23 protein-coding genes are annotated in these 24,142 nt (G+C 63.5%); 12 read left to right on the top strand and 11 right to left on the bottom strand.

Going from position 1 to position 24,142, the window contains the following annotated elements:
• The first annotated feature begins 3 nt into the window (after positions 1 to 3).
• Positions 4 to 2,304, top strand: coding sequence for a peptidoglycan -binding protein (locus AC2FNA_RS08690; RefSeq protein ID WP_496825680.1), 2,301 nt, complete (start codon positions 4 to 6; stop codon positions 2,302 to 2,304).
• A gap of 3 nt (positions 2,305 to 2,307) precedes the next feature.
• Here the strand turns inward: AC2FNA_RS08690 and AC2FNA_RS08685 are convergent, their stop codons facing one another.
• The 3 genes from AC2FNA_RS08685 to gloB all read right to left on the bottom strand — a co-directional run bounded on the left by AC2FNA_RS08685 (position 2,308) and on the right by gloB (position 6,536).
• A complete protein-coding gene (locus AC2FNA_RS08685) occupies positions 2,308 to 3,267 on the bottom strand; it encodes a M23 family metallopeptidase (RefSeq protein WP_496825678.1) in 960 nt (319 codons plus the stop codon).
• The gene (clpA, locus tag AC2FNA_RS08680) at positions 3,267 to 5,594 is read right to left on the bottom strand and encodes an ATP-dependent Clp protease ATP-binding subunit ClpA (protein ID WP_496825676.1); all 2,328 of its coding nucleotides are present in this window, start codon (positions 5,592 to 5,594) and stop codon (positions 3,267 to 3,269) included. Before clpA ends, AC2FNA_RS08685 begins: the two co-directional genes overlap by 1 nt.
• 174 nt (positions 5,595 to 5,768) lie before the next feature.
• Positions 5,769 to 6,536 (bottom strand): hydroxyacylglutathione hydrolase, encoded by a 768-nt coding sequence (gene gloB, locus AC2FNA_RS08675; protein ID WP_496825674.1) that lies wholly within the window; start codon positions 6,534 to 6,536, stop codon positions 5,769 to 5,771.
• Between the two features lie 60 nt (positions 6,537 to 6,596).
• On the opposite strand from gloB, the gene AC2FNA_RS08670 reads away from it, so the two are divergent.
• From AC2FNA_RS08670 to AC2FNA_RS08640, 7 genes are all read left to right on the top strand, one after another.
• The gene (locus AC2FNA_RS08670) at positions 6,597 to 7,331 is read left to right on the top strand and encodes a class I SAM-dependent methyltransferase (RefSeq protein ID WP_496825672.1); all 735 of its coding nucleotides are present in this window, start codon (positions 6,597 to 6,599) and stop codon (positions 7,329 to 7,331) included.
• A gap of 274 nt (positions 7,332 to 7,605) precedes the next feature.
• Positions 7,606 to 8,166 carry a F0F1 ATP synthase subunit delta gene (locus AC2FNA_RS08665; protein WP_496825670.1) on the top strand — a complete coding sequence of 187 codons (561 nt, stop codon included), beginning with the start codon at positions 7,606 to 7,608 and terminating at the stop codon, positions 8,164 to 8,166.
• Positions 8,167 to 9,705 (top strand): F0F1 ATP synthase subunit alpha, encoded by a 1,539-nt coding sequence (atpA, locus tag AC2FNA_RS08660; protein WP_496825668.1) that lies wholly within the window; start codon positions 8,167 to 8,169, stop codon positions 9,703 to 9,705.
• Positions 9,706 to 9,720: 15 nt separating this feature from the next.
• A complete protein-coding gene (locus tag AC2FNA_RS08655; protein WP_496825666.1) occupies positions 9,721 to 10,596 on the top strand; it encodes a F0F1 ATP synthase subunit gamma in 876 nt (291 codons plus the stop codon).
• Positions 10,597 to 10,615: 19 nt separating this feature from the next.
• Complete coding sequence (atpD, locus tag AC2FNA_RS08650) at positions 10,616 to 12,040, top strand: F0F1 ATP synthase subunit beta (protein WP_496825664.1); 1,425 nt, start codon at positions 10,616 to 10,618, stop codon at positions 12,038 to 12,040.
• 12 nt (positions 12,041 to 12,052) lie between these two features.
• Entirely contained in the window at positions 12,053 to 12,463 is a 411-nt protein-coding gene (locus AC2FNA_RS08645) for a F0F1 ATP synthase subunit epsilon (protein WP_234142965.1), read from the top strand.
• Positions 12,464 to 12,593: 130 nt separating this feature from the next.
• Complete coding sequence (locus tag AC2FNA_RS08640) at positions 12,594 to 12,944, top strand: H-type lectin domain-containing protein (RefSeq protein WP_496825662.1); 351 nt, start codon at positions 12,594 to 12,596, stop codon at positions 12,942 to 12,944.
• Positions 12,945 to 13,026: 82 nt separating this feature from the next.
• Here AC2FNA_RS08640 and AC2FNA_RS08635 read toward each other — a convergent pair whose 3' ends face one another.
• Positions 13,027 to 14,046, bottom strand: coding sequence for a ribose-phosphate pyrophosphokinase (locus tag AC2FNA_RS08635; protein WP_496825660.1), 1,020 nt, complete (start codon positions 14,044 to 14,046; stop codon positions 13,027 to 13,029).
• Positions 14,047 to 14,153: 107 nt separating this feature from the next.
• Here AC2FNA_RS08635 and AC2FNA_RS08630 point away from each other — a divergent pair, with 107 nt between their 5' ends.
• Complete coding sequence (locus AC2FNA_RS08630) at positions 14,154 to 14,756, top strand: 2-hydroxychromene-2-carboxylate isomerase (RefSeq protein ID WP_496825658.1); 603 nt, start codon at positions 14,154 to 14,156, stop codon at positions 14,754 to 14,756.
• Between the two features lie 2 nt (positions 14,757 to 14,758).
• Positions 14,759 to 15,571, top strand: coding sequence for an alpha/beta fold hydrolase (locus AC2FNA_RS08625; protein WP_496825656.1), 813 nt, complete (start codon positions 14,759 to 14,761; stop codon positions 15,569 to 15,571).
• An 89-nt stretch (positions 15,572 to 15,660) separates the two neighbouring features.
• Here the strand turns inward: AC2FNA_RS08625 and AC2FNA_RS08620 are convergent, their stop codons facing one another.
• The 3 genes from AC2FNA_RS08620 to AC2FNA_RS08610 are packed head-to-tail and all read right to left on the bottom strand — an operon-like array spanning position 15,661 to position 18,097.
• Positions 15,661 to 16,698: a threonine aldolase family protein gene (locus AC2FNA_RS08620; RefSeq protein ID WP_496825654.1), complete on the bottom strand. Its 1,038-nt coding sequence runs from the start codon at positions 16,696 to 16,698 to the stop codon at positions 15,661 to 15,663.
• On the bottom strand, positions 16,698 to 17,168 hold the full coding sequence (locus AC2FNA_RS08615) for a YcgN family cysteine cluster protein (RefSeq protein ID WP_496825652.1): 471 nt from the start codon (positions 17,166 to 17,168) through the stop codon (positions 16,698 to 16,700). Before AC2FNA_RS08615 ends, AC2FNA_RS08620 begins: the two co-directional genes overlap by 1 nt.
• Positions 17,165 to 18,097 carry a bifunctional riboflavin kinase/FAD synthetase gene (locus AC2FNA_RS08610; RefSeq protein WP_496825650.1) on the bottom strand — a complete coding sequence of 311 codons (933 nt, stop codon included), beginning with the start codon at positions 18,095 to 18,097 and terminating at the stop codon, positions 17,165 to 17,167. The genes AC2FNA_RS08615 and AC2FNA_RS08610 overlap by 4 nt, the downstream gene beginning before the upstream one ends.
• Positions 18,098 to 18,219: 122 nt before the next feature.
• Between AC2FNA_RS08610 and AC2FNA_RS08605 the strand changes: the two genes are divergently transcribed.
• Positions 18,220 to 19,002 carry a bestrophin-like domain gene (locus AC2FNA_RS08605; protein WP_496825648.1) on the top strand — a complete coding sequence of 261 codons (783 nt, stop codon included), beginning with the start codon at positions 18,220 to 18,222 and terminating at the stop codon, positions 19,000 to 19,002.
• A gap of 70 nt (positions 19,003 to 19,072) precedes the next feature.
• On the opposite strand, the gene AC2FNA_RS08600 is transcribed toward AC2FNA_RS08605, so the two are convergent.
• The 3 genes from AC2FNA_RS08600 to AC2FNA_RS08590 all read right to left on the bottom strand — a co-directional run bounded on the left by AC2FNA_RS08600 (position 19,073) and on the right by AC2FNA_RS08590 (position 21,491).
• Positions 19,073 to 19,516, bottom strand: a complete 444-nt coding sequence (locus AC2FNA_RS08600) for a MaoC family dehydratase (RefSeq protein WP_044028673.1) — start codon at positions 19,514 to 19,516, stop codon at positions 19,073 to 19,075.
• A gap of 102 nt (positions 19,517 to 19,618) precedes the next feature.
• Complete coding sequence (locus AC2FNA_RS08595; RefSeq protein ID WP_496825645.1) at positions 19,619 to 20,494, bottom strand: HAD family hydrolase; 876 nt, start codon at positions 20,492 to 20,494, stop codon at positions 19,619 to 19,621.
• A 79-nt stretch (positions 20,495 to 20,573) separates the two neighbouring features.
• Complete coding sequence (locus tag AC2FNA_RS08590) at positions 20,574 to 21,491, bottom strand: GlxA family transcriptional regulator (protein WP_496825643.1); 918 nt, start codon at positions 21,489 to 21,491, stop codon at positions 20,574 to 20,576.
• A 102-nt stretch (positions 21,492 to 21,593) separates the two neighbouring features.
• Here AC2FNA_RS08590 and AC2FNA_RS08585 point away from each other — a divergent pair, with 102 nt between their 5' ends.
• The gene (locus tag AC2FNA_RS08585; protein ID WP_234139791.1) at positions 21,594 to 22,001 is read left to right on the top strand and encodes a GFA family protein; all 408 of its coding nucleotides are present in this window, start codon (positions 21,594 to 21,596) and stop codon (positions 21,999 to 22,001) included.
• 25 nt (positions 22,002 to 22,026) lie between these two features.
• Here AC2FNA_RS08585 and AC2FNA_RS08580 read toward each other — a convergent pair whose 3' ends face one another.
• Positions 22,027 to 23,985 (bottom strand): bifunctional 2',3'-cyclic-nucleotide 2'-phosphodiesterase/3'-nucleotidase, encoded by a 1,959-nt coding sequence (locus AC2FNA_RS08580; RefSeq protein ID WP_496825641.1) that lies wholly within the window; start codon positions 23,983 to 23,985, stop codon positions 22,027 to 22,029.
• Positions 23,986 to 24,142 lie beyond the last annotated feature (157 nt).

Raw genomic sequence — 24,142 nt, 5'->3', positions numbered from 1 at the left:
TCCATGGCCCTGTCACGCCGCACAGGACACAGGTTTCAAGGGTCGGTCTGGCCAGGTTTCGTGGATGCGATGACCGGCCTTCTGATGGTGCTGACCTTCGTACTAACCATTTTCATGGTTGTGCAGTTCGTGCTGCGCGAGACCATTTCCGGGCAAGAGGACGAGCTGGACGCGTTGGCGGGCGAGGTTGGGCGGCTGGCGCAGGCGTTGGGGCTAGAGGAACGCGCCAACAACCAGTTGCAGGCGCGGTTGGGCGCGCTCAACGCCACGCTCAACGATACCCAGGATGATCTGAGCCAGGCGCAGGCGCTGATCGCCTCGCTGACGGTCGAACGCGACCGCAGCCGCGCCGCGCTGGACGAGGCCGCGACCCGGATTACCGCCTTCGAGGCGCAGGTCGCCGCGCTGTTGGCCGATCGCGACCGGGCGCTGGGCGATGTGGCGGCGCTTGAGGCCGAGCGGGGCCGGCTTCTTAGCGAACAGGAGGCGTTGAACCTGGCACTGGCGCAGGCTCGTGACGAGATCGACGACCGGGCCGAGGCGGCAAGGCTGGCCGCAGCCCGGCGAGAGGCGTTGGAGGCGATGATCGCCGATCTGCGCCGCTCGGGCGAAGAGAACGCCGCGCAGATCAGCACGCTGGAACAGCAGCTAAGCGAGGAAGAGGCCGCCCGACTGGCCGAGGCCGCCGCCGCTCAGGCCCTGCGGGAAAAGCTTGAAAATGCGGATGCGGAACTCACCGCGATGACCCTTGCGCTCGAGGCGCAGCGCCGTGAGGCCGAGGATACGCTGACCCTGCTGGCGGCGGCGGATGCCGCGCGCGAGCAGCTGAATGCGAAACTGGCCGAGGCGCTGGACCAGATCGAGGCCGCACGCGCGCAGGCGCGCGAGCGCGACGAACTCGCCGAACGTCTGACACGGGTGCTGGGCCAGATGGAGGTGGCCCGCTCCGAGGATGCCGCGCGGGTGAATGCGCTCGAGGCGGAGTTGGATCGTATCCGCGCCGAAGGGGGCGAGACCCGCGCCGCCCTGGCCGCTGCTCAGGCTCGTGCTGACGAGACGCAAAGCGCGCTTGAAGCGGCCCTGGCCCGGCAGCGCGCCGCCACCGTGGCGACCCGCTCGCAATATCAGGACGAGCTTGACCGGCTGCAATCCGAACATGCCGCGGCCCGTGAGGCGCTTGAGGCGGAACTGGCCAAGGCCCGCGCCGAGGCTGACACCACCCGCACCGATCTGGAGGCGCGTCTGGCGCGTGGCGAGGCCGAGGCGGCCAGCGTCCGAGCCGGGCTGGAGGCTGAATTGGCGCGCGCGCGCGCCGATCTGACCGCCGCGCGCGCCGCCGCCGATTCCACCGCCGAAGATCGCGCCTCGGTCGAGGCGCGGCTGCTGATGGCGCTGGAAACGCTGGAACGTGCGCAGGCCGCCGCCTCGGATAACGAGGTGTTGCAGCGGCGCCTGCTGGCGGCGCTTGATGCGCAGACCGAGGCGGAAGGCAGTGCCGCCCGCCAGCGCAGCCTGGCCGAGGAACGCGCCGCGCTGCTGGCGCAGGCCCGAGCGGCGTTGAGCGAGGAACAGGCGGTCTCGACCGAGGCGCAGCGCCAGACCGCACTGTTGAACCAGCAGGTCGCGGCCCTGCGCAACCAGCTGGGCAGCCTTCAGGCGTTGCTGGATGATTACAAGGCCCGCAACGCCTCTGCCGAAGTGCAGTTGCAAAGCCTGGGCCAGGACCTGAACGCTGCGCTGGCCCGTGCCGCCTCCGAGGAGCGCAAGCGCCGCCTGCTGGAAGAGGCCGAGCGCAAGCGGCTTGAGGAGGAGGCACGCGTACTGGCCGAACAGGCCAAGGATCTGGAGCGCTATCGCTCTGAGTTCTTCGGGCGGCTACGCGACGTGCTGGGTAATCAGGAAGGCGTGCGGATCGAGGGCGACCGTTTCGTGTTCTCGTCCGAAGTACTGTTCGATCCGGGTAGCGCCGATCTGTCGCTCGAGGGTCAGTTCGAGATCGCCAAGGTGGCTCGTATCCTGCGCGCCATCGCCGCCGATATCCCGCCGGAAATCAACTGGGTGATCCGGGTCGATGGGCATACCGACAACGTGCCGCTCTTGGGCACCGGCAAATATGCCGATAACTGGGAGTTGAGCCAGGGCCGGGCACTGTCGGTTGTGCGCTACATGGTCGATGCGCTGGGTCTGCCGCCTGACCGCCTGTCAGCGAACGGGTTCGGCGAATACCAGCCCGTCAATCCTGCGGATACGGCCGAGGCGCGGGCGCAGAACCGGCGGATCGAACTGAAGCTGACCGAGAAATAGCGGCTAGTTCACCGATACCGCTGACCGTACCCGGTCAACCTCGACCCCGCTGCGCAACAGCGTTGCTGTACCTTGATATATTCCACCGGGCCAGGACGCGCCCTTGAGCCGTCGGCCCGCGGCGCGAAAGAATTGGGCCTGGGCGCGGTCCAGCGCCGAATCCTGCTGGATCAGCTGCCCTTGCGGACCCTCGATGGTCAGCCGAACGATATCGCCGGCCTGCCCGCCAAAGGCCAGAACATAGAATACCAGCGCACCTGCGTCCGCAGGCAGATCGGGGCGGGCGGCGGTCCCGTCCTTGACCTGGTCGTAGTCGGGAACCGCGTCGGAAAAGCCCGCGTCGAGCAGCCCGCTGGCCGCGTAGGCGGGCGTTTCTCGCCAGAGGCTGCCCGAGGATGCGCCGCACTGCGTCACGTCGCCGGTGTGGAACGGGTCGACCACCGCTCCGTTGTAGCGAACCGAAAGATGCACATGCGGAAACTGGGCCTTGCCGCTGATCCCGACCTGACCCAGAACCGTGCCGCTTTCGACCCGGTCGCCTTTGCGCACGCTGACCGAGCCATTCTTGAGATGGCAATACTGAGTTTCCCAGCCGTCTTCGTGCCGCAGCACAACCCCATTGCCGCATTCGCGGCCCTTGACCGCCGCGGCATTGTCGGGGCCATAGACGCGGTCCTCAACCCCGTCGCGCAGCCCGGTAACGATGCCGGGCGCCGTGGCCAGAACATCGACACCGGCACGCATCCGGGCCATGGTGGCCAGCGCGAAATCGGTGCCCTTGTGCCCATCATAGCTGAGTCCGCCGCAGGTGAAGTCGCGCGCACCCGAGCCGGGATCGCGGTCGACATATTGCTGGATGTGGCAGGTCTCGCCCAGAGTACAGGCTATTGGCAGGTCCAGAACAGGATCGCTCGCCGCGGGCAAGGCGGCGAGCGAAAACAGGAGCGTCAGCCCCAGGCGCATCAATCGGCGGTCAGCAGCGGTGGCTTGTCGCCGGAAATTCGCGGCCGGTCGGGCCCGTCGATCTGCAGCACCAGTTCGCCGCCCTTGACGCTGACCCGGACGACACCGCCCTTGGCCAGCTTGCCGAACAGCAGTTCCTCGGCCAGCGGTTTCTTGATGTGCTCCTGGATCACGCGGCCCAGCGGGCGGGCGCCCATCTTGTCGTCATAGCCCTTGTCGGCCAGCCACTCGGCGGCCTGCGGGGTCAGTTCGATATGCACATGGCGGTCCATCAGCTGGGCCTCCAGTTGCAGCACGAACTTTTCGACCACCTGCAGGATGACCTCCTTGGGCAGCGGCGCAAACGAGATCACTGCGTCCAGACGGTTTCGGAACTCGGGCGTGAAGGTGCGCTCGATGGCGGCGGTATCCTCGCCCTCGCGCCGGTCGCGGCCAAAACCGATGGCCGATTTCGCCTGTTCCGAAGCCCCTGCGTTCGAGGTCATGATCAGCACTACGTTGCGGAAATTGACCGTGCGCCCGTTATGGTCGGTCAGCTGGCCGTGATCCATCACCTGCAACAGGATGTTGTATACATCCGGATGCGCCTTTTCGATCTCGTCTAGCAGCAGCACGCAATGGGGATGCTGGTCGACGCCGTCGGTCAGAAGCCCGCCCTGATCAAAGCCGACATAGCCCGGCGGTGCGCCGATCAGGCGCGAGACGGCGTGTTTCTCCATGTATTCCGACATGTCGAAGCGCAGCAGTTCCACGCCCAGCGTCTCGGCCAGTTGCTTGGCCACCTCGGTCTTGCCGACACCAGTGGGACCGGCGAACAGGTAGTTGCCGATCGGTTTTTCCGGCTCGCGCAGGCCTGCGCGCGCCAGTTTGATGGCGCTCGACAGGGCCTCGATCGCCTTGTCCTGGCCGAACACCACCCGTTTCAGGCTGGCTTCGAGATCTTTCAGAACCTCGGCATCGTCCTTGGTGACGTTCTTGGGCGGTATGCGGGCGATCTTGGCCACCACGGCCTCGATCTCCTTGACGCCGATAGTCTTGCGCCGCTTGCTTTCGGCAACCAGATGCTGCGCCGCTCCGGCCTCGTCGATCACGTCGATCGCCTTGTCGGGCAGCTTGCGGTCGTTGATGTAGCGTGCGCTGAGTTCCACCGCCGACTTGATCGCGTCGGCGGTATAGCGGACCTCGTGATGCTCCTCGAAATAAGGTTTGAGCCCTTTCAGGATCTTGACGCTGTCCTCGACCGTGGGTTCGTTCACGTCGATCTTCTGGAACCGGCGGCTGAGCGCGCGGTCCTTCTCGAAATGCTGGCGGAACTCCTTGTAGGTGGTCGACCCCATGGTGCGCAGCTTGCCGCCCTGCAACGCAGGTTTCAGCAGGTTCGAGGCATCCATCGCCCCGCCCGAGGTGGCCCCGGCACCGATCACGGTATGGATCTCGTCGATGAACAGCACCGCGTCGGGATGATCCTCAAGCTCGTTGACCACGGCCTTGAGCCGTTCTTCGAAATCGCCGCGATAGCGGGTGCCCGCCAGCAGCGCGCCCATGTCGAGCGAATAGATGGTGGTCTTTGACAGCACCTCGGGGATGTCCCCGGCGACGATCTTGCGTGCCAGCCCCTCGGCGATGGCAGTCTTGCCAACGCCGGGATCGCCCACCAGAAGCGGGTTGTTCTTGCGGCGGCGACACAGGACCTGGATGCAGCGTTCGACCTCGTGGTCACGGCCGATCAGCGGGTCGATGTCGCCGGCGCGCGATTTGGCGTTCAGGTTGACGCAATACTTGGACAGCGCGCTTTCCTTCTGCTCGCCGTCGCCGGAGGGCGCACTCGATGTCTCTTCCTCGCCATGTTCGGCGCCGGTCACCGGGCGGTTCTCGCCATAGGCGGGATCCTTGGCGACGCCATGTGCGATGAAGTTCACCGCGTCATAGCGGGTCATGTCCTGTTCCTGCAGGAAATAGGCGGCGTTCGATTCCCGTTCGGCAAAGATCGCGACCAGCACGTTGGCGCCTGTCACCTCGGTTCGGCCCGAGCTTTGCACATGGATCGCGGCGCGCTGGATCACGCGCTGGAACGCGGCGGTCGGTACCGCCTCGGACCCGTCGATATCGGTGACGAGGTTCGACAGATCCTCGTCGATGAATTCCACCAGGGTATCGCGCAATTCCTTCAGATCGACGCTGCACGCCTGCATCACCCGAATGGCGTCGGGTTCGTCCAGCAGCGCCAGCAGCAGATGCTCCAGAGTGGCGAATTCGTGGCGCCGTTCGTTTGCAGCCGCGAGGGCGGCGTGAATGGCCTGCTCAAGTGTGCTCGAGAATGAAGGCACAGGCGTGCTCCTCTGTCTTGGGTCGGGAGGGGGCCGAGTAGCGGTCGGACCCCACATCCAACCATGTGCTCATAGTATTAGAGTTTGGTTGATGTGTGCGGCTCTTCAAGGGTTTTCTTGACTTTGCCGCTCACATTTCTGGTGACAGGTGGCGCGAATGTTGCATTTGCGGCATCAGAACCGGTCCTTGCGGGCGCGGATTTCCGCGAAGACACGGGCGGGGTCGGCGCCCTGCATGCCCAGATGGCTCTGGATACCGGGATCGGCTGCGCGCAGGAACGGGTTGGTGGACTTTTCCAGCGACAGCAGGCTGGGAACGGTAGCACGCCCCTCGGCCCTCGCTTGATCTATCTCTGAGGCGCGAGTTTTCAAGGCTGCATTGTCGGGATCGACGGTCAGCGCGAAACGGGCGTTCGACTGGGTGTATTCGTGGCCGCTGCACACCAGCGTGTCGTCGGGCAGGGCGGCGAGTTTCGAAAGGCTGGCCCACATCTGGTCCGGCGTGCCCTCGAACAGGCGACCGCATCCCTGCGCCATCAGACTGTCGGCGGTAAAGACTGCCTTGGCTGCGGGCAGGTAAAGGGCGATATGCCCGACAGTATGGCCCGAGACGTCGATGACTTCGACCGTTGCGCCTCCGAACTCGAACCGGTCGCCCTCGGACACGGCCATGTCCAGCGGAGGCAGGCGATGGGCATCAGCCTCGGCCCCGATCACCGTGGGGTCATAGCGGGTGCGCAGCGCCTCGAGCCCGTCGACATGGTCCCAGTGGTGATGAGTCAGCCAGACCTGATCCAGCGACCAGTCGTGGCGGTTCAGTTCGGCCTGGATGGGCGCTGCTTCGGGGGCGTCGACCAGCGCGGTCTTGCCGCTATCGCTGTCATGTACGAGGAAGGCGTAATTGTCGCTTAGGCATGGGACCGTAACGATTTCAAGGGGCATGGTCTTTTGGCCTTTCGTTGCTAGACTGCCCCAGCCAAACAGATCGGGCGAGCGGCTGCAATGCATCTGGACGTGCAGGACTTGAGGAATTTCTACTACCGCAGCACATTGGGGCGGGCGGCGCAGGCGGCGATCCGTGGCCGACTGCTGGAGATCTGGCCCGAGGCCAAGGGCCAGACGGTAGCTGGCTTCGGCTTTGCGGTGCCGCTGCTCAGGCCTTATCTGGCCGAGGCGCGGCGGGTGATCGGCCTGATGCCCGGCCCGCAAGGGGTGATGCCCTGGCCCGCTGGAATGCCCAATGTCTCGGTCCTGTGCGAAGAGACGCTGTGGCCGATCGAGACCGGTCATGTGGACCGGCTGGTGGTGATGCACGGGCTTGAAACCTCAGAACACCCAACCCAGGTGCTTGATGAATGCTGGCGGGTGCTGGGGCCGGGGGGCAAGGCGATATTCGTGGTACCCAACCGGGCCGGGCTGTGGTCACGTTCGGACAAGACGCCATTCGGCTTTGGCCGCCCCTATACACTTGGCCAGCTGGAGACCCAGCTGCGCAAGCACCAGTTCCTGCCCGAGTTTCATTGCTCGGCCCTGTATCAGCCGCCCTCGTTCAAACGGTTCTGGCTGAAATCGGGCGCTCTGATCGAGCGGACCGGAACCCGCCTGCCCACCATCATGGCGGGTGGGGTGTTCATCGTCGAGGTTTCGAAACGGGTGCATCCGCCGCGCGGAAACCCGGTGCGCGACGCCACGCGCCGCCCGGTCAAGGCGCTGGACGGGTTGTTGAAGCCGGCCTGATCAGGCCCCGGATGCGTCACAGGAATCGCGAAAAGCTGCAAACGGGTAACATTTTTCAAGCACTTAAGAGGGTCCAAAGGGTCGCAGTTCAGGTAACGCCTTGAAAACGCAGGATTTGGGTCCAAAGCCGTTATCGCTATACTATATTGCGACACTGGGACTGCTCTGCTACATCCCCCCTGATTTTGATGACCTGCCGCCAGGGCGGGGTATCTTCACGCCCCCGGGGTCGCGCGCCACGCGCGTTCGGGGCCAAAATATCGGAAGGGTGGACGTGTCCGAACCAGCTTCGATTTCCGCAGGCATCGCCGAGCGCTATGCCACCGCGATCTTTGCGATCGCGCAAGACAATAACGACCTCCAGGGGCTGGAAACCGGCATCAACGATCTGACCGCCGCCCTGGGTGAAAGCGCCGATCTGCGCAGCCTGATCGCCTCGCCGCTGGTCTCGCGCGCCGATCAGGAGGCCGCGATCACGGCGGTTGCCAAGAAGATGAAACTGAATCCGGTGCTGGCCAACGCGCTGGGCCTGATGGCGCAGAAACGGCGCCTGTTCGTGCTGCCGCAACTGCTGAACGCGCTGCGCGATGCGCTGGCAGAGGCGCGCGGCGAAGTCACGGCAGAGGTCGCATCGGCCAAGGCGCTGACCAAGACCCAGATCGAAAAGCTGACCAAGACGCTGAGCGAAAAGGTTGGCAAATCGGTTACCATCAATGCGACCGTGGATGAAAGCCTCATCGGCGGTCTTGTCGTCAAAGTTGGCTCGAAGATGATCGACAGCTCGATCCGCTCCAAGCTCAACTCCCTCCAGAATGCAATGAAAGAGGTCGGATAAATGGGTATCCAAGCTGCAGAGATTTCTGCAATCCTGAAGGACCAGATCAAGAATTTTGGTCAGGAAGCAGAAGTGGCCGAAATCGGCCGGGTGCTGAGCGTCGGCGACGGTATCGCCCGCGTTTACGGCCTCGACAATGTTCAGGCCGGTGAAATGGTCGAATTCCCGGGCGGCATCATGGGCATGGCGCTGAACCTGGAAAGCGACAACGTCGGCGTCGTGATCTTCGGCTCCGACCGGGACATCAAGGAAGGCGACACCGTCAAGCGCACCAACTCCATCGTGGACGTGCCGCAGGGCGACGAGCTGCTGGGCCGCGTTGTCGACGGTCTGGGGAACCCGATCGACGGCAAGGGCCCGATCAATGCCAAGCAGCGCGGCGTTGCCGACGTCAAGGCGCCCGGCATCATCCCGCGTAAATCGGTGCACGAGCCGATGGCGACCGGCCTCAAGGCCGTCGACTCGATGATCCCGATCGGCCGCGGCCAGCGCGAGCTGATCATCGGCGACCGTCAGACCGGCAAGACCGCAATCGCGCTCGACACCATCCTGAACCAGAAATCCTATAATGATGCCGCTGGCGACGACGAGAGCAAGAAGCTCTACTGCGTCTACGTGGCTGTTGGCCAGAAGCGCTCGACCGTGGCCCAGCTGGTCAAGAAGCTCGAAGAGAACGGCGCGATGGAATACTCCATCGTCGTGGCAGCCACCGCATCCGACCCCGCGCCGATGCAGTTCCTGGCGCCTTATGCCGCAACTGCGATGGCCGAGTATTTCCGCGACAACGGCCGTCACGCGCTGATCATCTACGATGACCTGTCCAAACAAGCTGTGGCCTATCGTCAGATGTCGCTGCTGCTGCGCCGTCCGCCCGGACGCGAAGCCTATCCGGGCGACGTTTTCTATCTGCACTCGCGGCTGCTGGAGCGTTCGGCAAAGCTGAACGAGGACTTCGGTGCTGGCTCGCTGACCGCTCTGCCCGTCATCGAAACCCAGGGCGGCGACGTGTCGGCCTTTATCCCGACCAACGTGATCTCGATCACCGACGGCCAGATCTTCCTGGAAACCGAACTGTTCTACCAGGGCATCCGCCCCGCTGTGAACACCGGTCTGTCGGTGTCGCGCGTGGGTTCTTCGGCCCAGACCAACTCGATGAAAACCGTTGCTGGTCCGGTGAAACTGTCGCTGGCCCAGTATCGCGAGATGGCGGCCTTTGCCCAGTTCGGTTCTGACCTGGACGCCGCAACCCAGCAGCTGCTGAACCGTGGCGCGCGCCTGACCGAGCTGATGAAACAGCCGCAGTATTCGCCGCTGACCAACGCGGAAATCGTCTGCGTCATCTTTGCTGGCACCAAAGGCTATCTCGACAAGATCGCCCTTAAGGACGTTGGCCGGTGGGAAGCGGGCCTGATCGCGCATATGCGCGGCAAGCGGGCCGATGTTCTTGAGTGGATCACCAAGGACGATCCCAAGATCAAGGGCGACGCCGAGGACAAACTCAAGGCAGCGATCGACGAATACGCCGCCACGTTCGCATAAGGAGAGAGTTGGGACATGCCTTCTCTCAAGGACCTTAAAAACAGGATCGAGTCGGTCAAATCGACCCGCAAGATCACCAAAGCCATGCAAATGGTCGCGGCGGCAAAGCTCCGCCGCGCCCAGGAATCCGCTGAAGCGGCCCGCCCCTATGCCGAACGGTTCAATGCCGTGATGGCGGGGCTGGCGGCCTCGGTCGGCGGCAGCGACAGTGCGCCCCTTCTGCTCCGTGGTACGGGCAGCGATCAGGTGCACCTGCTGGTCGTCATGACGGCCGAACGCGGTCTGTGCGGTGGGTTCAATTCGAACATCGCCAAGTTGGCCCGCGCTCGGGCACACGAGCTGCTGGCCAAGGGCAAGACGGTCAAGATCCTGACCGTCGGCAAGAAGGGCCGCGATTCGATCAAACGTGACTTTGCCGCCAACATGGTGGGTCACGTTGACCTGAGCGGTGTCAAATCCCTTGGCTACGCCAATGCACAGGATATCGCACGCGACGTTCTTGCGCGGTTCGATGACGGTGAATTCGACGTTGCCACGATCTTCTACGCGAAGTTCGAGAACGTCGTGACCCAGGTGCCGACCGCGCAGCAGATCATCCCGGCGGCCTTCGAAACCGAAGGCGAGGGCGACGAAGTTGCGCTGTTTGACTACGAGCCCAGCGAAGAGGCGATCCTTGCCGACCTGCTGCCGCGTGGCGTGGCGACGCAGATCTTCTCGGCTCTGCTCGAAAACGGGGCCTCGGAACAGGGTGCCCGGATGTCGGCGATGGACAACGCGACCCGCAACGCGGGCGAGATGATCGACAAGCTGACCATCGAATTCAACCGCTCGCGTCAGGCCGTCATCACCAACGAGCTGATCGAAATCATTTCCGGCGCCGAGGCGCTGTAAGAAAATCCGGAGACGAAACATGGCGAATGCAAAAGGCAAAGTCACGCAGATCATCGGGGCCGTCGTCGACGTCCAGTTCGATGACGCACTGCCTGAAATTCTGAACGCGCTGGAAACCGAGAACAACGGCAAGCGCCTCGTTCTCGAAGTGGCTCAGCACTTGGGCGAGAACACCGTCCGCACCATCGCGATGGACGCGACCGAAGGTCTGGTCCGTGGCGCGGTGGTGTCCGACACCGGCGGCCCGATCTCGGTGCCGGTTGGCAATGCCACCCTGGGCCGCATCCTGAACGTGATCGGCGAGCCGGTGGACGAAAAGGGCCCGGTCAACGCGACCGAGACCCGTGCCATCCACCAGCCTGCACCCGAGTTCGAAGAACAGTCGACCGCGACCGACATCCTGGTCACCGGCATCAAGGTCATCGACCTGCTTGCCCCTTACTCCAAGGGCGGCAAGATCGGCCTGTTCGGCGGCGCCGGCGTGGGCAAGACCGTTCTCATCATGGAACTGATCAATAACATCGCAAAAGTGCACTCGGGTTTCTCGGTGTTCGCGGGTGTGGGTGAACGGACCCGTGAGGGCAACGACCTCTACCACGAGATGATCGAATCCAACGTTATCAAACCGGATAACCTGGAAGAGTCGCAGGTGGCCCTGGTTTACGGCCAGATGAACGAGCCTCCGGGAGCCCGTGCCCGCGTCGCCCTGACCGGCCTGACCCTGGCCGAGCAATTCCGCGACCAGTCCGGTACCGACGTTCTGTTCTTCGTGGACAACATCTTCCGCTTTACCCAGGCCGGTTCCGAAGTGTCCGCTCTGCTCGGCCGTATCCCCTCGGCCGTGGGTTACCAGCCGACGCTGGCCACCGACATGGGCGCGATGCAGGAACGCATTACCTCGACGAAGGCAGGCTCGATCACCTCGATCCAGGCCGTCTACGTTCCCGCGGACGACCTTACCGACCCCGCGCCGGCAACCACCTTTGCGCACCTCGACGCGACCACCGTTCTGTCGCGTGCGATCTCGGAACTGGGTATCTATCCGGCCGTGGACCCGCTCGACTCGTCGTCGCGGATCCTCGACCCGCAGGTTGTCGGTGAAGAGCACTATCAGGTTGCCCGTGACGTTCAGGGTATCCTCCAGCGCTACAAGTCGCTTCAGGACATCATCGCCATCCTCGGCATGGATGAACTGAGCGAAGAGGACAAGCTGACCGTGGCCCGCGCCCGGAAAATCCAGCGTTTCCTCAGCCAGCCCTTCGACGTGGCGAAAGTGTTCACCGGCTCGGACGGTGTGCAGGTTCCGCTGGAAGACACCATCTCGTCGTTCAAGGCGGTTGTGGCCGGTGAGTACGACCACCTGCCCGAAGGCGCCTTCTACATGGTTGGCGGCATCGATGAAGTGATCGCCAAAGCCGAGCGGATGGCCGCAGAAGCCGCCTAAGGAGTATCCCTGATGGCAAACACGATGCAATTCGACCTCGTCAGCCCGGAGCGCCGCCTCGCGTCGCTTCAGGTCAGCGCGGTCCAGATTCCCGGCGCGGACGGGGACATGACGGCGATGCCCGATCATGCCCCCACCATCACCACGCTGCGCCCCGGGGTGCTCAAGGTCGAAGGACCCGAAGGCACCAGCGAATACCTGGTCACGGGCGGCTTTGCCCAGATCGGCGCCGACACGCTGTCGGTGCTGGCCGAGAAAGCCATTCCGGTAACCGAGGTGACGCGTGCGCATCTGGACGAACTGATCGCCGAAGCGCGCAGCTCGCACGAGGCTGCCAAAGGGCAAGAGCATACCAGCGTCGTTGACGACGCAGCCAAGCTCTTGGCCGATATGGAGGCCCTGGGCACACATATGGGGCTTTGAGCCTCTGTCGCGCACGGGAGATGAACATGGGCCAGCCGGGCAACGGGCTGGCCCTTTTTGCGTCAAGCTTTGGCCCGATTGACCGGGTAAGACGCAGGTAACAAACAAGGACTGCCCGGATTTAGAGCCAATGAAGCTTCTTTCTTCCCATTCCGTCGCCATTCAGCAGGGCGACGAGACGATGTTCTCTGATTTCGAGAATGGCGGTGACATGTGGACCGGCTCGGGCACCCGCGAAAGGCGCAAACCCATCGGTTTCGAGCAGCCCTTTCGGTCTGCACCGGTAGTGATGGTTTCAATCTCGCTGTGGGATGTGGATACCGGTGCGGCTGTGCGGGCCGAGGTCAAGGCGGAGAATGTCTCGCCCGAAGGTTTTGATCTGGTATTCCGAACCTGGGCCGATACCCGCGTCGCTCGTCTGCGGCTGGGATGGACTGCGATCGGCGAGGTCCAGAACGAAGACGACTGGGAGGTGATCTGACCAGCTGCGGTGACCCCAGAAAATTCGTCGAATTTTCTGGGGCGCCGACCGGATTCCGGTTCGTTTGAACCGGAATCCGGTCTCAGTCCATGTGATAGAGCGACTCGTAGATCGGGCGCAAAGTCTTGTCTTCGAACAGCGATGAAACCGACGTGCCGTTCCAGATATTCAGGATTGCCTGGGTAAAGATCGGCGCGGTCGGGACCACGCGGATATTCGGCGCCGCCAGAATTTCGGCCGTTGGCTGGATCGAGTCCGTGATTACCAGCGATTTCATCACCGAGTTGCTGACCCGCTCGACCGCTGGACCGCTCATCACCCCGTGCGAGATATAGGAATGAACCTCGCGCGCGCCATTGTCGAGCAGCACCTGAGCTGCTTTGCAAAGGGTTCCGGCCGTGTCGCAGATGTCGTCGACGATCAGGCAGATCTTGTCGGTCACATCACCGATCACCGTCATCTCGGCCACTTCACCAGGTTTCTCGCGGCGTTTGTCGACGATCGAGAGCGGTGCATTGATCCGTTTGGCGAGTTCACGCGCGCGGGCCACGCCGCCCACATCCGGAGACACCACCATCAGATCGGCCATCCGCTCTTTGAACTGAGTGCGCACATCCAGCGCAAAGATCGGCGAGGCATAAAGGTTGTCGACCGGAATGTCGAAGAAGCCCTGAATCTGGGCCGCGTGCAGGTCCATGGTCAGGATCCGTTCGATCCCGGCGCCGGTCAACATGTTGGCGACCAGCTTGGCGCTGATCGGGGTGCGCGCCTTGGTGCGGCGATCCTGCCGGGCATAGCCGAAATAGGGTATGACCGCGGTGATCCGGCTGGCCGACGACCGGCGCAGCGCATCGGCGATGATCAGCAACTCCATCAGATTGTCATTCGCCGGGTTCGAGGTGGGCTGGATGATGAACATGTCCTCGCCGCGGACATTTTCGAACACTTCGACGAAAATCTCGCCGTCGTTAAACCGCTCTACCCGAGCATTGACCAGCCCCTGGTCGACCCCGCGATAGAGGCTCATACGGCGGGCGATGGAGCGGGCAAGCGGAAGGTTGGCGTTCCCAGCGATCAGCTTGGGCTCGGTGAGTGACGGCATGACGATTATCCCCAGGCAGCACTGTCTGTTGTGACAGATTCGTGATGTTGACACCGCTTAGCATGGGCGTACGGTCCCGCAAAGCGCAGGCAGCGGAGAAAACGAATATGGCTGATATCGACTACTTTTTTGCGACACTTTCCCCTTTCTCCTATCTCGCGGGGCAGCGTCTGGAGGAGATCGCTGCCCGCCATGAGGTGAAAATCGCCTACAAGCCGATAGACATCATGGCGCTGTTTGCCCGTACCGGTGGCGTGCCGCCCAAGGATCGCCACCCGTCGCGTATCGAATATCGCGCGCAAGAGTTGCAGCGCCAGACGCGAAAGACAGGATTGCCCCTGAACATGAAGCCGGCTTTCTGGCCGACCAATGCCGCACCGTCCTCCTATGCGATCATCGCGGCTGGGCAAGCAGGCGGTGGCGATCTGGGTGCGCTCTGCCATGGCATCCTGCGCGCCTGCTGGGCAGAGGATCGCGATATCGCTCAGGATGAAGTGATCCGCGACTGCCTGTCCAGCGCCGGGTTCGACCCGGGATTGGCCGATAGCGGCCTGCTGGCCGGGTCCGAAACCTATGCCGCCAATCTCGAAGAGGCGGTCGAGCGCGGTGTCTTTGGCGCACCTTTCTACATCACCGCTGACGGACAGCGGTTCTGGGGCCAGGATAGGCTCGACGATCTCGACGCCCATCTGGCGGAGATGAAGGGGTGAGGGTGGCGCAGACCCTGCCGCAAGTCGCCCATGTCAGCCATTTCGGCCATGGTCCACGCCCGGTGCTGGCTCTGCATTGCACCATCGCCCATTCCGGCGCCTGGAAGGGGCTGACCCGGATTCTGGGGGAAGAGGCACGCTTTACCGCCCCCGACATGCTCAGCCACGGGCGCAGCCCGGACTGGGACGGGCAGGGTTGTTTTCAGGACCGTATACTGGGCATCGCCGAGACCTGCCTGACCGAGGCACCGATGGATGTGATCGGCCATTCCTTCGGCGCCACGGTGGCGCTGCGCCTGGCGGTGGAACACCCCGAACGGGTGCGCAGCCTGACCCTGATTGAACCGGTCTTTTTTGCTGTGGCCCGCCAGGACGCGCCCGAGTTGATCGACAGCCACGCGAGCGACGCACAGCCCTATCTCGATGCGCTATTGGCCGGAGACCGTGCGCTTGCCGCGCGGCTTTTCAACCGGATGTGGAGCACCGCCTCAAGCCCGCGCTGGCCCGATCTGCCCGAAGCGACCCGCGCTGCCATGATCCGGGGCATCCATGTGGTGCCGACGATGGATGCGGCGCTGTTCGACGACACCGCCGAGCTTCTGGCGCCAGGGAGGCTCGATCGTGCGGCGATGCCGGTGCTGCTGTTGCGGGGCGCATTGACCCACCCCGTGATGGAGGCAATTTCGAAGGGCCTCGAACGTCGCCTGCCCAATGCAGCGGAAAAGGTTATCTCGGGTGCGGGCCATATGCTGCCCATCAGCCACCCGGCAGAGACGGCGACCCATATCCGCGCGCTCTGGTCGCGGGCAGGCTGAGCACGCCTCTTCATTTCGCCAAAAATACTCCGGGGGAGGTGACAAAATTCTACGAATTTTGCACCGGGGGCAGCGCCCCCTGCACCCCTTCAGAGCAAGGAAAGGAACTGGTCTATCTGATCCGTACCGATAGACCAGTCGCAAACCATGCGACAGGCCAGCATCTCGTTCTCGTCCGCGCCCTCCAGCTCCGCGCCCCACAGGTGATAGGACGCGCCCGCACCCATCAGTCGTCGGTGGGTCGCGCGGGGAAAGCTGGCAAAGACGATGTTGGCCTGCGGCTCGTGCAGGAAGCTGGCGCCCGCCGCCCGCAGTCCCTCGACCAGGCGGGCGCAATTGTCATTGGCCCGCCGCGCCGAGCGCAGCCAGAGATCGTCGGTCAGATAGGCACCCATCTGTGCCGACAGATAGCGGTGTTTGGAAAAGAGATGCGCGCCGCGCTTGCGGCGCAGCTCGAATTCCCAGGCATGTTTCGGGTCGAAGAAGATCACCGCCTCCACCCCCATGCAGCCGTTCTTGGTGCCGCCAAAGCTGACCGCGTCAACGCCGGCCTTCCAGGTCATCTCGGCGGGTGAGGCGTTGAGGGCGACCAGCGCATTGGCAAAGCGTGCGCCATCCAGGTGCACCGGCAGGCCGTACTCCTTGGCCACAGCGCAAAGCGCCTGCAATTCGGCAATGGAATAGACGCCACCGCGTTCGGTCACCTGGGTGATCGAGACCGGGCCGCGCTGCGGCCCGTGCACGCCACGGGTCTCCTCGCCGGTAATAGAGGCGCGCAGCGCCTCGGGTGTCATCCGGTCGCCGCCGGACACAAGCGTCAGTTTGGCGCCGCCCGAATAGAACTCGGGCGCGTTGCACTCGTCCTCGTGGATATGGGCGACGGGCGAGCAGAAGATCGTCTGCCACGGTTGAGACAGGGTTGCGAGTGCCAGAGAGTTGGCCGCCGTTCCGGTTGCCACCAGATAAACCGCCGCGTCAGGCGCCTCGAAAATTCGACGAATTTTCTCCTGCACCGCCTGCATCTGCGGGTCTGCCCCATAGGCCATGGCATAGCCCTGGTTGGCCTCGGTCAGGGCCGCAAGGATCTCGGGATGGACGGGACCGGAATTGTCAGAGGCAAAGAACATCAGATCGGCTCCTCGATGATATGGTCTTCCCAGTCTTCTTCGGGGGTTTCAAACTCGGATACGGTGATGCCGCGCACCGATACGCCCGCGCGATGCACGCTTTCGGGGTCGCCCGAGATCAGCGGGTGCCAGTCGTAAAGCGGCTTGCCCTCCCACAGCAATCGATAGGCGCAGGTGCGGGGCATCCAATAGGCGTGGCTGTCCAGGTTGTCGGGGGTCAGCACGATGCAATCGGGCACGAACTGGTGCCGGATCGGGTATTGCGTGCAATGACAGCTCTCGTCATCCAGCAGTCGGCAAGCGACCCGGGTCAGCTCGACCTCGCCGGTATCCTCGTCCTCGAGCTTGTTCAGGCAGCATTTGCCGCAGCCATCACATAGCGCCTCCCACTCGGTCTTGCTCAGCCGCGCCAACGGCTTGCGCTCCCAGAACCGCGGGCGCAGCCCGTAGCGCTCGATCGGATCCTTCATGGCGCCGCCAGGATGTCGCGGGCGCGGGCGCAATCGGCGTCCATCTGCGCGATAAGGGCGTCCAGCCCGTCAAAGGTCATTTCGGGGCGCAGATACTCGACCAGCCCGACGCTCAGCGTTGCGCCATAGAGATCGCCGGAGAAGTCGAACAGAAAGGTTTCGATATTGGGTTGCTCGCCGTTGAACATCGGCCGTACCCCGACCGAAGCAGCACCGCGATAGCTGCCCTTGTGCGGTCCGTCCAGCACATCGACTAGCACCGCATAGACGCCAAACCGGGGCGGGTGCAGCCCGTCGATGGACATGTTGGCGGTGGGAAAGCCCAATTCGCGCCCGCGCTGCTCGCCACCGATCACTTCGCCCTCGATCCGGTGCCAATGGCCCAGCATCGCGGCGGCGTCGCGCGGGCGGCCGTCGCTCAGCGCGGTGCGGATCGCGGTCGACGAGATCACGCGCTCGGTCTGTTCCAGAAGCGGCGCAACGGTGACGCCGAACCCCATTTCCTGACCAAACCGGACCATGTCGGCGGCATTGCCGCTGCGGCCCTTGCCGAAACAGAAATCGGCACCGATCACGACATGAGCCAGGCCCAGCCCGTCGCAGATGACGCTGCGCGCGAATTCTTCGGGTGTCAGCCCGGCCAGCGCGGCGTTGAAAGGCAACTCATACAACCGTTCTACACCCAGTTTTTGCAGCCGATGCGCGCGTGCCGGGCCACGCATCAGGCGAAAGGGCGGACTGTCGGGGGCGAAATACTCGCGCGGATGTGGCTCGAAGGTCATCACGCCAAGCGGTACGTCGGGCGCGGCCTGCCGCGCCAGCTCGATCACCGAGCGATGCCCGATATGCACACCATCGAAATTGCCGATGGCGACACTGGCGCCCCGGTCGGCAGGTTCGACGAATTTGTAATCCCGAATGATCCGCATGGCAGCAGGCCTAGCGTCCCGCGACGGCGGGATCAAGCGCTGCTTGCCGGAACCGGTTCGGCAACGCATACTCCGGGATCGGCGGGGGTGTTTTCGACCCTCCCGACAGGAGTTACAATCGGATGCAAACTCTGTTCCAACTGCCGGTTCCGGTTGCGGCGTTCGTGTTCGTTGCAGCAACGCTGGTGCTGGCATTGTCGGCCTATGGGCTGACCCGGGCGATACTGTGCCGCTCGGGTGAGGCAAAGTCCGACCTGGCCGGCCCGATCTTTACCCGTGTCGGGGCGTTGCATGCACTGATCCTGGCGCTGGTTTTCGCACAGGAACTGATCAATGTGCGCGACATCAGCACCGCCAGCGCGCGCGAGGCGGTTCTGGTGGGGGACGCGTTCTATGATCTCAAGCGCTATGATCCGGAGGAAACGCTGCCTATCCGCAAGGACCTGGCGGTTTATGTGCGTCTTGTCCTTGAGCAGGAATGGGATAGCCTTGCAGAGGCGGATATCCTCTCTCCCGAGGCCTGGGCGGCCTGGGAAACGGCTTATGTTGGGGCCCTGGAACTGGAACCCGCGACGGATCGGCAGAACGTGCTGAAGGGAGTTGTCATCGACCACCTGCGCGAGGTGTCCGGTTTGCGGCGATTGCGCGAGAATGCGGCGATCGCCAATGTGCAGGACCTGTTCATGATGGCCGCGGTCGCCGGGCTGGTCCTGACATCTGCGGGCCTGTTCACCCATGCGCCAAACACAAACAACATCTTTCTGTTGTCGATCTTCGCGGCCTATACCGGCTTGATCGTGTTCTTTGTGGTCGCCTTTGCCAATCCCTATCACGCGCCGGGCATGGTGATGCCGACGGGGTTTGAAAATCTGTTCATGGGAGAGCTGGCCGAGCTTGGCCGATGACGTGGCCGAGACGAACAAGGGAACACCGCAGCACCAGAGGTGCTGCGGTTGCATTCGACAGCAGTCGGGTTCAGTCGAACTTGCGTGAGGGGGCCAGCACCATCGCTTCGCCCACCAGCACCTTTTTGCCATCGACGGCGCAATGGCAGTCCAGCTTGACCCGGCGCTTGGCAAAGTCGATGTCGATCACCTTGACCTCGGCATAGACCGTGTCGCCGGGGCGCACCGGCGCCAGGAATTTCAGCGACTGGCCCATGTAGACCGTGCCATGTCCCGGCAACTGCTCGCCGATCACCGCCGAGATCAGCCCGGCGGTCAGCATGCCATGGGCGATGCGTCCCTCAAAGATGGTGTCGCGGGCGTATTCGTCGTCCAGATGCACTGGATTGCGGTCGGTCGAGACCTGGGCGAACATCTCGATATCCTCGTCGGTGACCTGCTTGCGCAGGTACCGGGTCATGCCCATCTCGATATCTTCGATACAGATCGTTCCGCGCGGCAGGTTGTCCAACATGTCACCCTCTCTATCCTGGTGGCGGAGCAACTTTGAACAAGTCTCCACCTGAGTTTGGCAACTTTATTACTTTGCAGGTGCAGAAAATCAAGTCCTTTCTGCTCAGCGCAGTTGTCCAATAGTATAGGTCGGGGTCCGGTTTTCCCTGTCCAGATAGGCCGTTAGCGCCGCGGGGTCGGGGCTGTGGCCAGTTTTGGTTTCCGATGCGGCCAGACCGCCCGAGATGAAGAGGGAATCAATTCCTTCGCCCATCGCCCCGGCGATGTCTGTCTGGATGCCATCGCCGATGGCCAGGATCTCGCCATCGCCCACATCCTGGCCCAGCGCGGTCAGCCGACGGCGGGCCAGATCATAGATCGGCGGGTGCGGTTTGCCGAAATAGAGGCTCTCACCCCCCATCTCGGTGTAAAGCCGCGCCAGCGCCCCGGCGCACCATTCGCGGATTTCGCCGCGGTCGACCACGATATCGGGATTGGCACATAGCAGCTTCATCCCCTTGGTCTTGGCATAGAGGAAATCGGGCCGGTTCACCGCCGGGTCGGCCATGGGATCGAAGGGACCGCAACAGACGATGCCCTCGGCCTCTTGCAACGGAACACGGGTGATCTCGACCGGGTTGTCCAGCAGTTTGAGCGGCTCGAAAAAGCCCGCGTCGCGGTCCCATTCGCCCATGAAATAGACCTTTTGCCCAACCGCGCCCCGGAACATGGCGGACCGGGCACTGTCGCCACTGGTGGCGATGGTGTCATAGGCGTCCTGCGGCACGCCAAACTGGGTCAGCTGCGTCGCCACACCCGCGCGCGGCTTGGGCGAGTTGGTGACCAGCACCACGATGCCGCCCGCCGCGCGATAGGCCTGCAACGCGGCGACCGCCTCGGGGTAGGCCGTCACCCCGTTATGGACACAGCCCCACAGATCGACGAACAGCGCGCGATAACGGTCGGAGATGTCGGAGAGGGTGTTGATGATCTGGGTCATTTCGAGGTCCGGCTTTGTAACTGTCGCAGGCCGTGTATGCCGCATGCGCCGGACGATGACCATGGGCAAGCGCTGACCATCAAGTGCGAAAGCTTTCCAGCCGCCGCCCGGTGCGGCGCGTCATCACGCGGCGGAGCGCGGTGGCATCACCATATCCGACCCGATGCGCGATCTGTTCCAGACTCAGCCCGCCCGTGCGGTAAAGGCGGATCGCCTCGGTCACCCGCAGGGTCTGGGCGAACTCGCCCGGGGTCATGCCCGCGACCCGCGACAGACGACGGGCAAAGGTGCGCGCGCCCAGCCCGGCGGCATCGGCCAGTTCGGCCAGCGGCACCTGCCGGGTGATATGGCGGCGAAGGTACAGCTCGGCCCGTTGCAGCGCCGGATCCCCCGCCACCAGCGTCGCCACCGACAGATAGGGCAGTTGGCTGGGTCGGCTGTCAGCCAGCAGAAAGCGGCGACAATCCTCGGCCAGGGCATAACCGGCCTGGGTTTCGATCAGGTGCAGCATCAGGTCGATCTGGGCAAAGGAGGCCCCTGCCGTCACCAGCGCCCCATCGCTGCACAGCACCTCGCCCATCTCGACCCGGACCTTGGGGAACCATGAGCGCAAAAGTGGCGCCAGCCACCAGGTGGTGGTGACACGTCGCCCATCCAGAAGTCCCGCCGCCGCCAGTGCAAAAACGCCGGAACAGGCGCTGGCGATGCGGGTGCCGGGCCGGGCAAGGTGGTGCAACGCATCCGTCAGTATGGCAAAGCCCGACCCGTTCATCGCGGTGCGCAACTCTTGCGCCGAGGCAAGCCCCATGCCCGGCAGCAGCACCAACTCGGGCCTGGGTGTTTCAGGGCTGACCGCCTCGGGTCGCAGGGTGCGCCAGCGAAATGGCGCCGGCTCGCCGCGCAACGCGGCCACGCGGTTGGCGCTGTCCAGCATGTCCTCGGCGATAGCTAGGCTCGACCGCTGGCAGGGGGTTGGATGCAGCAGAAGGACGTCCATGGCGAGTTGTCCATTTTGGCTTGATTAATGTCATTTGTGACACTAGCGACCTGTGAGACCCGCGTCCATCCTGTGCCGTGACACCGACACAAGGAGACCAGAATGACACTTACAGGCGGATGTTATTGCGGCGCGCTGCGCTACGAGGCCGAGGGCGCGCCAATGCTCAAGGCACAATGCCATTGCCGCGCCTGCCAGACCTATTCGGGCGGCGCGCCCAACCTGTTCATGGTGATGCCCGCCGCTGGCTTTCGTTATGTCAAAGGCACGCCCAAGAGTTTTCGGCTGGAGGACCGGCCCGACCGCGTGACCCGCGATTTCTGCGCCACCTGCGGCACCGGGGTCGCCTCGCACCGGCCCGGCCTGCCAGCGGTGATCCTCAAGATCGGCACGCTGGACGATCCGGCCCTGTTCAAGGGGCCCAGGGCAGCGGTATTCGCCGCCGAGAAACAGGCGTTTCACATCATTCCCGAGGGCGTACACGCCTTTGACGGGCTGCCCCCCGCTTAGCAGGGAGCTATCCCGCCGGGTCAGATCACAGCGCGATGCGGAACCGGGCGAACCCGTCCGGCCCATCGCCCGCGGCCTCGATCTTCACACCTTTTATCCCGTCGGCATATTGCGCGGCGGCCGGCCCGGTGTCGAACAGGACCGAGGTGCCGGGCAGGGGCGCAAACGACCAGTTTGCATCGGCGCTGGGATTGATCGTGCCTTGTTCGACAATGTAGCGCACGATCACGTCCCGGTTGGTGTCGGGTCCCTCGAAAATTATCGTATCCGGCGAGGCGCCCGGGAAGCTTCCGCCGCCGCTGGCACGGTAGTTGTTTGTTGCGACCACGAATTCCATGTCATCCGTCACCGGCTTGCCATTGAAGGACAGGTTGACGATGCGCTGGGCCTCGGGATTGGCCATGTCGCCCTTGGCGGTAAAGCGTGACGGCTGGCTGAGGTCGATCTGATAGGTCACCCCGTCGATCACGTCGAAATTGTAGGACGGGAAATCGGGGTTCAGCAGAACCTGGTCGGCCTCGCCCGGCGTGATCTGGTTGAAGATCCCGGCAGACCGTTCCAGCCAGCCCCGCAGCTGCGCCCCGTTCACCCGCGCGGCGCGCACCGTGTTGGGGTAAAGGTAAAGGTCCGCAACATTGCGGATCGCCACGTCGCCCACCGGGACATCGGTGTAGTACTGCGGCCCGCCACGTCCGCCCGCCTTGAACGGCGCTGCGGCCGACAGAATGGGCAGGCCCTCGTGTTCGGTGCCCTTCATCATTTCGGCGATGTACCAGGTCTGGGCAATCGACACGATCTGCACCGAGGGGTCATCTGCCACCAAAGCGAAATAGCTGTGCAGCGCTGCGTCGGTCTTGCCCACCGGGCGGCGGACATAGGCGAGTGTCGCCTCATGCTCGGCGCGCGCGGCCTCTTCGACCTTGGCAACACTTTCGACCAACGGCGTGATCGAGCGATCCTCGTTGCGCTTCGAGATCGGGCGCGCCTCGGCGGTATGGGCCACGATGCGCCATGCCCCGCCGTCACGTTCCAGCATCAGATCGATCAGCCCCATGTGAGAGCCCCAGAAGCCGCCCATGGTCGCAGGTTTGCCCATGATGGTTCCGGCAGTCGAGTCGACGCCCGCGGTCCCCTCGTATTGCGGGCCGGGGAAGACGCGGTGATGATGGCCGGTCAGGATCGCGTCGATCCCGTCGACGGCGGCCAGCGGAATAGCGGCGTTTTCCTGCCCGTCCACATGATTGGCCTCGCCGATGCCCGAATGGCACAGCGCGATGATGATATCCGCGCCCTGTTCCTTCATCTGCGGCACATAGGCCCGGGCGGTATCGACTATGTCGCGCGCGACCACGTTGTTTTCCAGATGCCGCCGGTCCCAGTTCATCACCTGTGGCGGGACAAAACCGATCAGACCGATCCGGATCGGATGGGGTGTCCCGTCGCCGTCGATGACCTCACGATCCAAGATGACATAGGGCGGCAACAGCGTCTTGTCCTCGCGCGGGGAACTGCCCGCCTCGCGGGCGATATTGGCGCAGACAACCGGGAAATTCGCGCCAGCCAGCGACTTTGTCAGGAAATCGAGCCCATAGTTGAACTCGTGATTGCCCAAGGTCGATCCGTCAAATCCCAGCGTGTTCATCGCGGTAATGATCGGATGGCTGTCGCCCTCGGCCATGCCACGTTCATAGGCGATGTAATCGCCCATCGGGTTGCCTTGCAGGAAATCGCCGTTATCGATCAGCAACGAGTTGGTGCTTTCGTCCCGGATCGACTGGATTAGCGCCGCTGTGCGTGACAGGCCGACGGTGTCGATCGGTTTGTCGGCGTAATAGTCATAGGGGTAGACATGTACGTGGAGATCCGTCGTCTCCATGATCCGCAAATGGGCCTGCATCCCGGATGCCCTTGCCGAGAACGGATGCAGCGCGATAAAGCCGGCGGTTGCGCCGATAAAGGAACGGCGGTCCAGTAGAAGCGGCATTTTAGTACCTCCGGTTATTGAAAATGAGTTATCAATTCTAAAGGTCGGAGCACTGAACCCCGCCAGCACGCAGAGATCGGACAGCCCGATTCCCGAGGTTGCTGAACAAAGTGTCTCACTATCGCGGCCACAAAAAAAGGGCGCGTATCCGCGCCCT

The sequence above is a fragment of the Ruegeria sp. YKSD163 genome (assembly GCF_059612905.1).
The sequence above is the reverse complement of the archived record's forward strand: the minus strand, read 5'-3'. Positions and strand labels throughout refer to the sequence as shown.

Coding starts and splice junctions, on each gene's coding strand:
- AC2FNA_RS08615 (WP_496825652.1), bottom strand. CDS start 17,168: ATGAAGGATCCGATCGAGCGCTACGGGCTGCGCCCGCGGTTCTGGGAG.
- AC2FNA_RS08645 (WP_234142965.1), top strand. CDS start 12,053: ATGGCAAACACGATGCAATTCGACCTCGTCAGCCCGGAGCGCCGCCTC.
- atpA (WP_496825668.1), top strand. CDS start 8,167: ATGGGTATCCAAGCTGCAGAGATTTCTGCAATCCTGAAGGACCAGATC.
- AC2FNA_RS08670 (WP_496825672.1), top strand. CDS start 6,597: ATGCATCTGGACGTGCAGGACTTGAGGAATTTCTACTACCGCAGCACA.
- AC2FNA_RS08610 (WP_496825650.1), bottom strand. CDS start 18,097: ATGCGGATCATTCGGGATTACAAATTCGTCGAACCTGCCGACCGGGGC.
- AC2FNA_RS08595 (WP_496825645.1), bottom strand. CDS start 20,494: ATGACCCAGATCATCAACACCCTCTCCGACATCTCCGACCGTTATCGC.
- AC2FNA_RS08685 (WP_496825678.1), bottom strand. CDS start 3,267: ATGCGCCTGGGGCTGACGCTCCTGTTTTCGCTCGCCGCCTTGCCCGCG.
- gloB (WP_496825674.1), bottom strand. CDS start 6,536: ATGCCCCTTGAAATCGTTACGGTCCCATGCCTAAGCGACAATTACGCC.
- AC2FNA_RS08605 (WP_496825648.1), top strand. CDS start 18,220: ATGCAAACTCTGTTCCAACTGCCGGTTCCGGTTGCGGCGTTCGTGTTC.
- AC2FNA_RS08640 (WP_496825662.1), top strand. CDS start 12,594: ATGAAGCTTCTTTCTTCCCATTCCGTCGCCATTCAGCAGGGCGACGAG.
- AC2FNA_RS08635 (WP_496825660.1), bottom strand. CDS start 14,046: ATGCCGTCACTCACCGAGCCCAAGCTGATCGCTGGGAACGCCAACCTT.
- AC2FNA_RS08600 (WP_044028673.1), bottom strand. CDS start 19,516: ATGTTGGACAACCTGCCGCGCGGAACGATCTGTATCGAAGATATCGAG.
- AC2FNA_RS08580 (WP_496825641.1), bottom strand. CDS start 23,985: ATGCCGCTTCTACTGGACCGCCGTTCCTTTATCGGCGCAACCGCCGGC.
- AC2FNA_RS08690 (WP_496825680.1), top strand. CDS start 4: ATGGCCCTGTCACGCCGCACAGGACACAGGTTTCAAGGGTCGGTCTGG.
- AC2FNA_RS08630 (WP_496825658.1), top strand. CDS start 14,154: ATGGCTGATATCGACTACTTTTTTGCGACACTTTCCCCTTTCTCCTAT.
- atpD (WP_496825664.1), top strand. CDS start 10,616: ATGGCGAATGCAAAAGGCAAAGTCACGCAGATCATCGGGGCCGTCGTC.
- AC2FNA_RS08655 (WP_496825666.1), top strand. CDS start 9,721: ATGCCTTCTCTCAAGGACCTTAAAAACAGGATCGAGTCGGTCAAATCG.
- AC2FNA_RS08585 (WP_234139791.1), top strand. CDS start 21,594: ATGACACTTACAGGCGGATGTTATTGCGGCGCGCTGCGCTACGAGGCC.
- AC2FNA_RS08620 (WP_496825654.1), bottom strand. CDS start 16,698: ATGTTCTTTGCCTCTGACAATTCCGGTCCCGTCCATCCCGAGATCCTT.
- AC2FNA_RS08590 (WP_496825643.1), bottom strand. CDS start 21,491: ATGGACGTCCTTCTGCTGCATCCAACCCCCTGCCAGCGGTCGAGCCTA.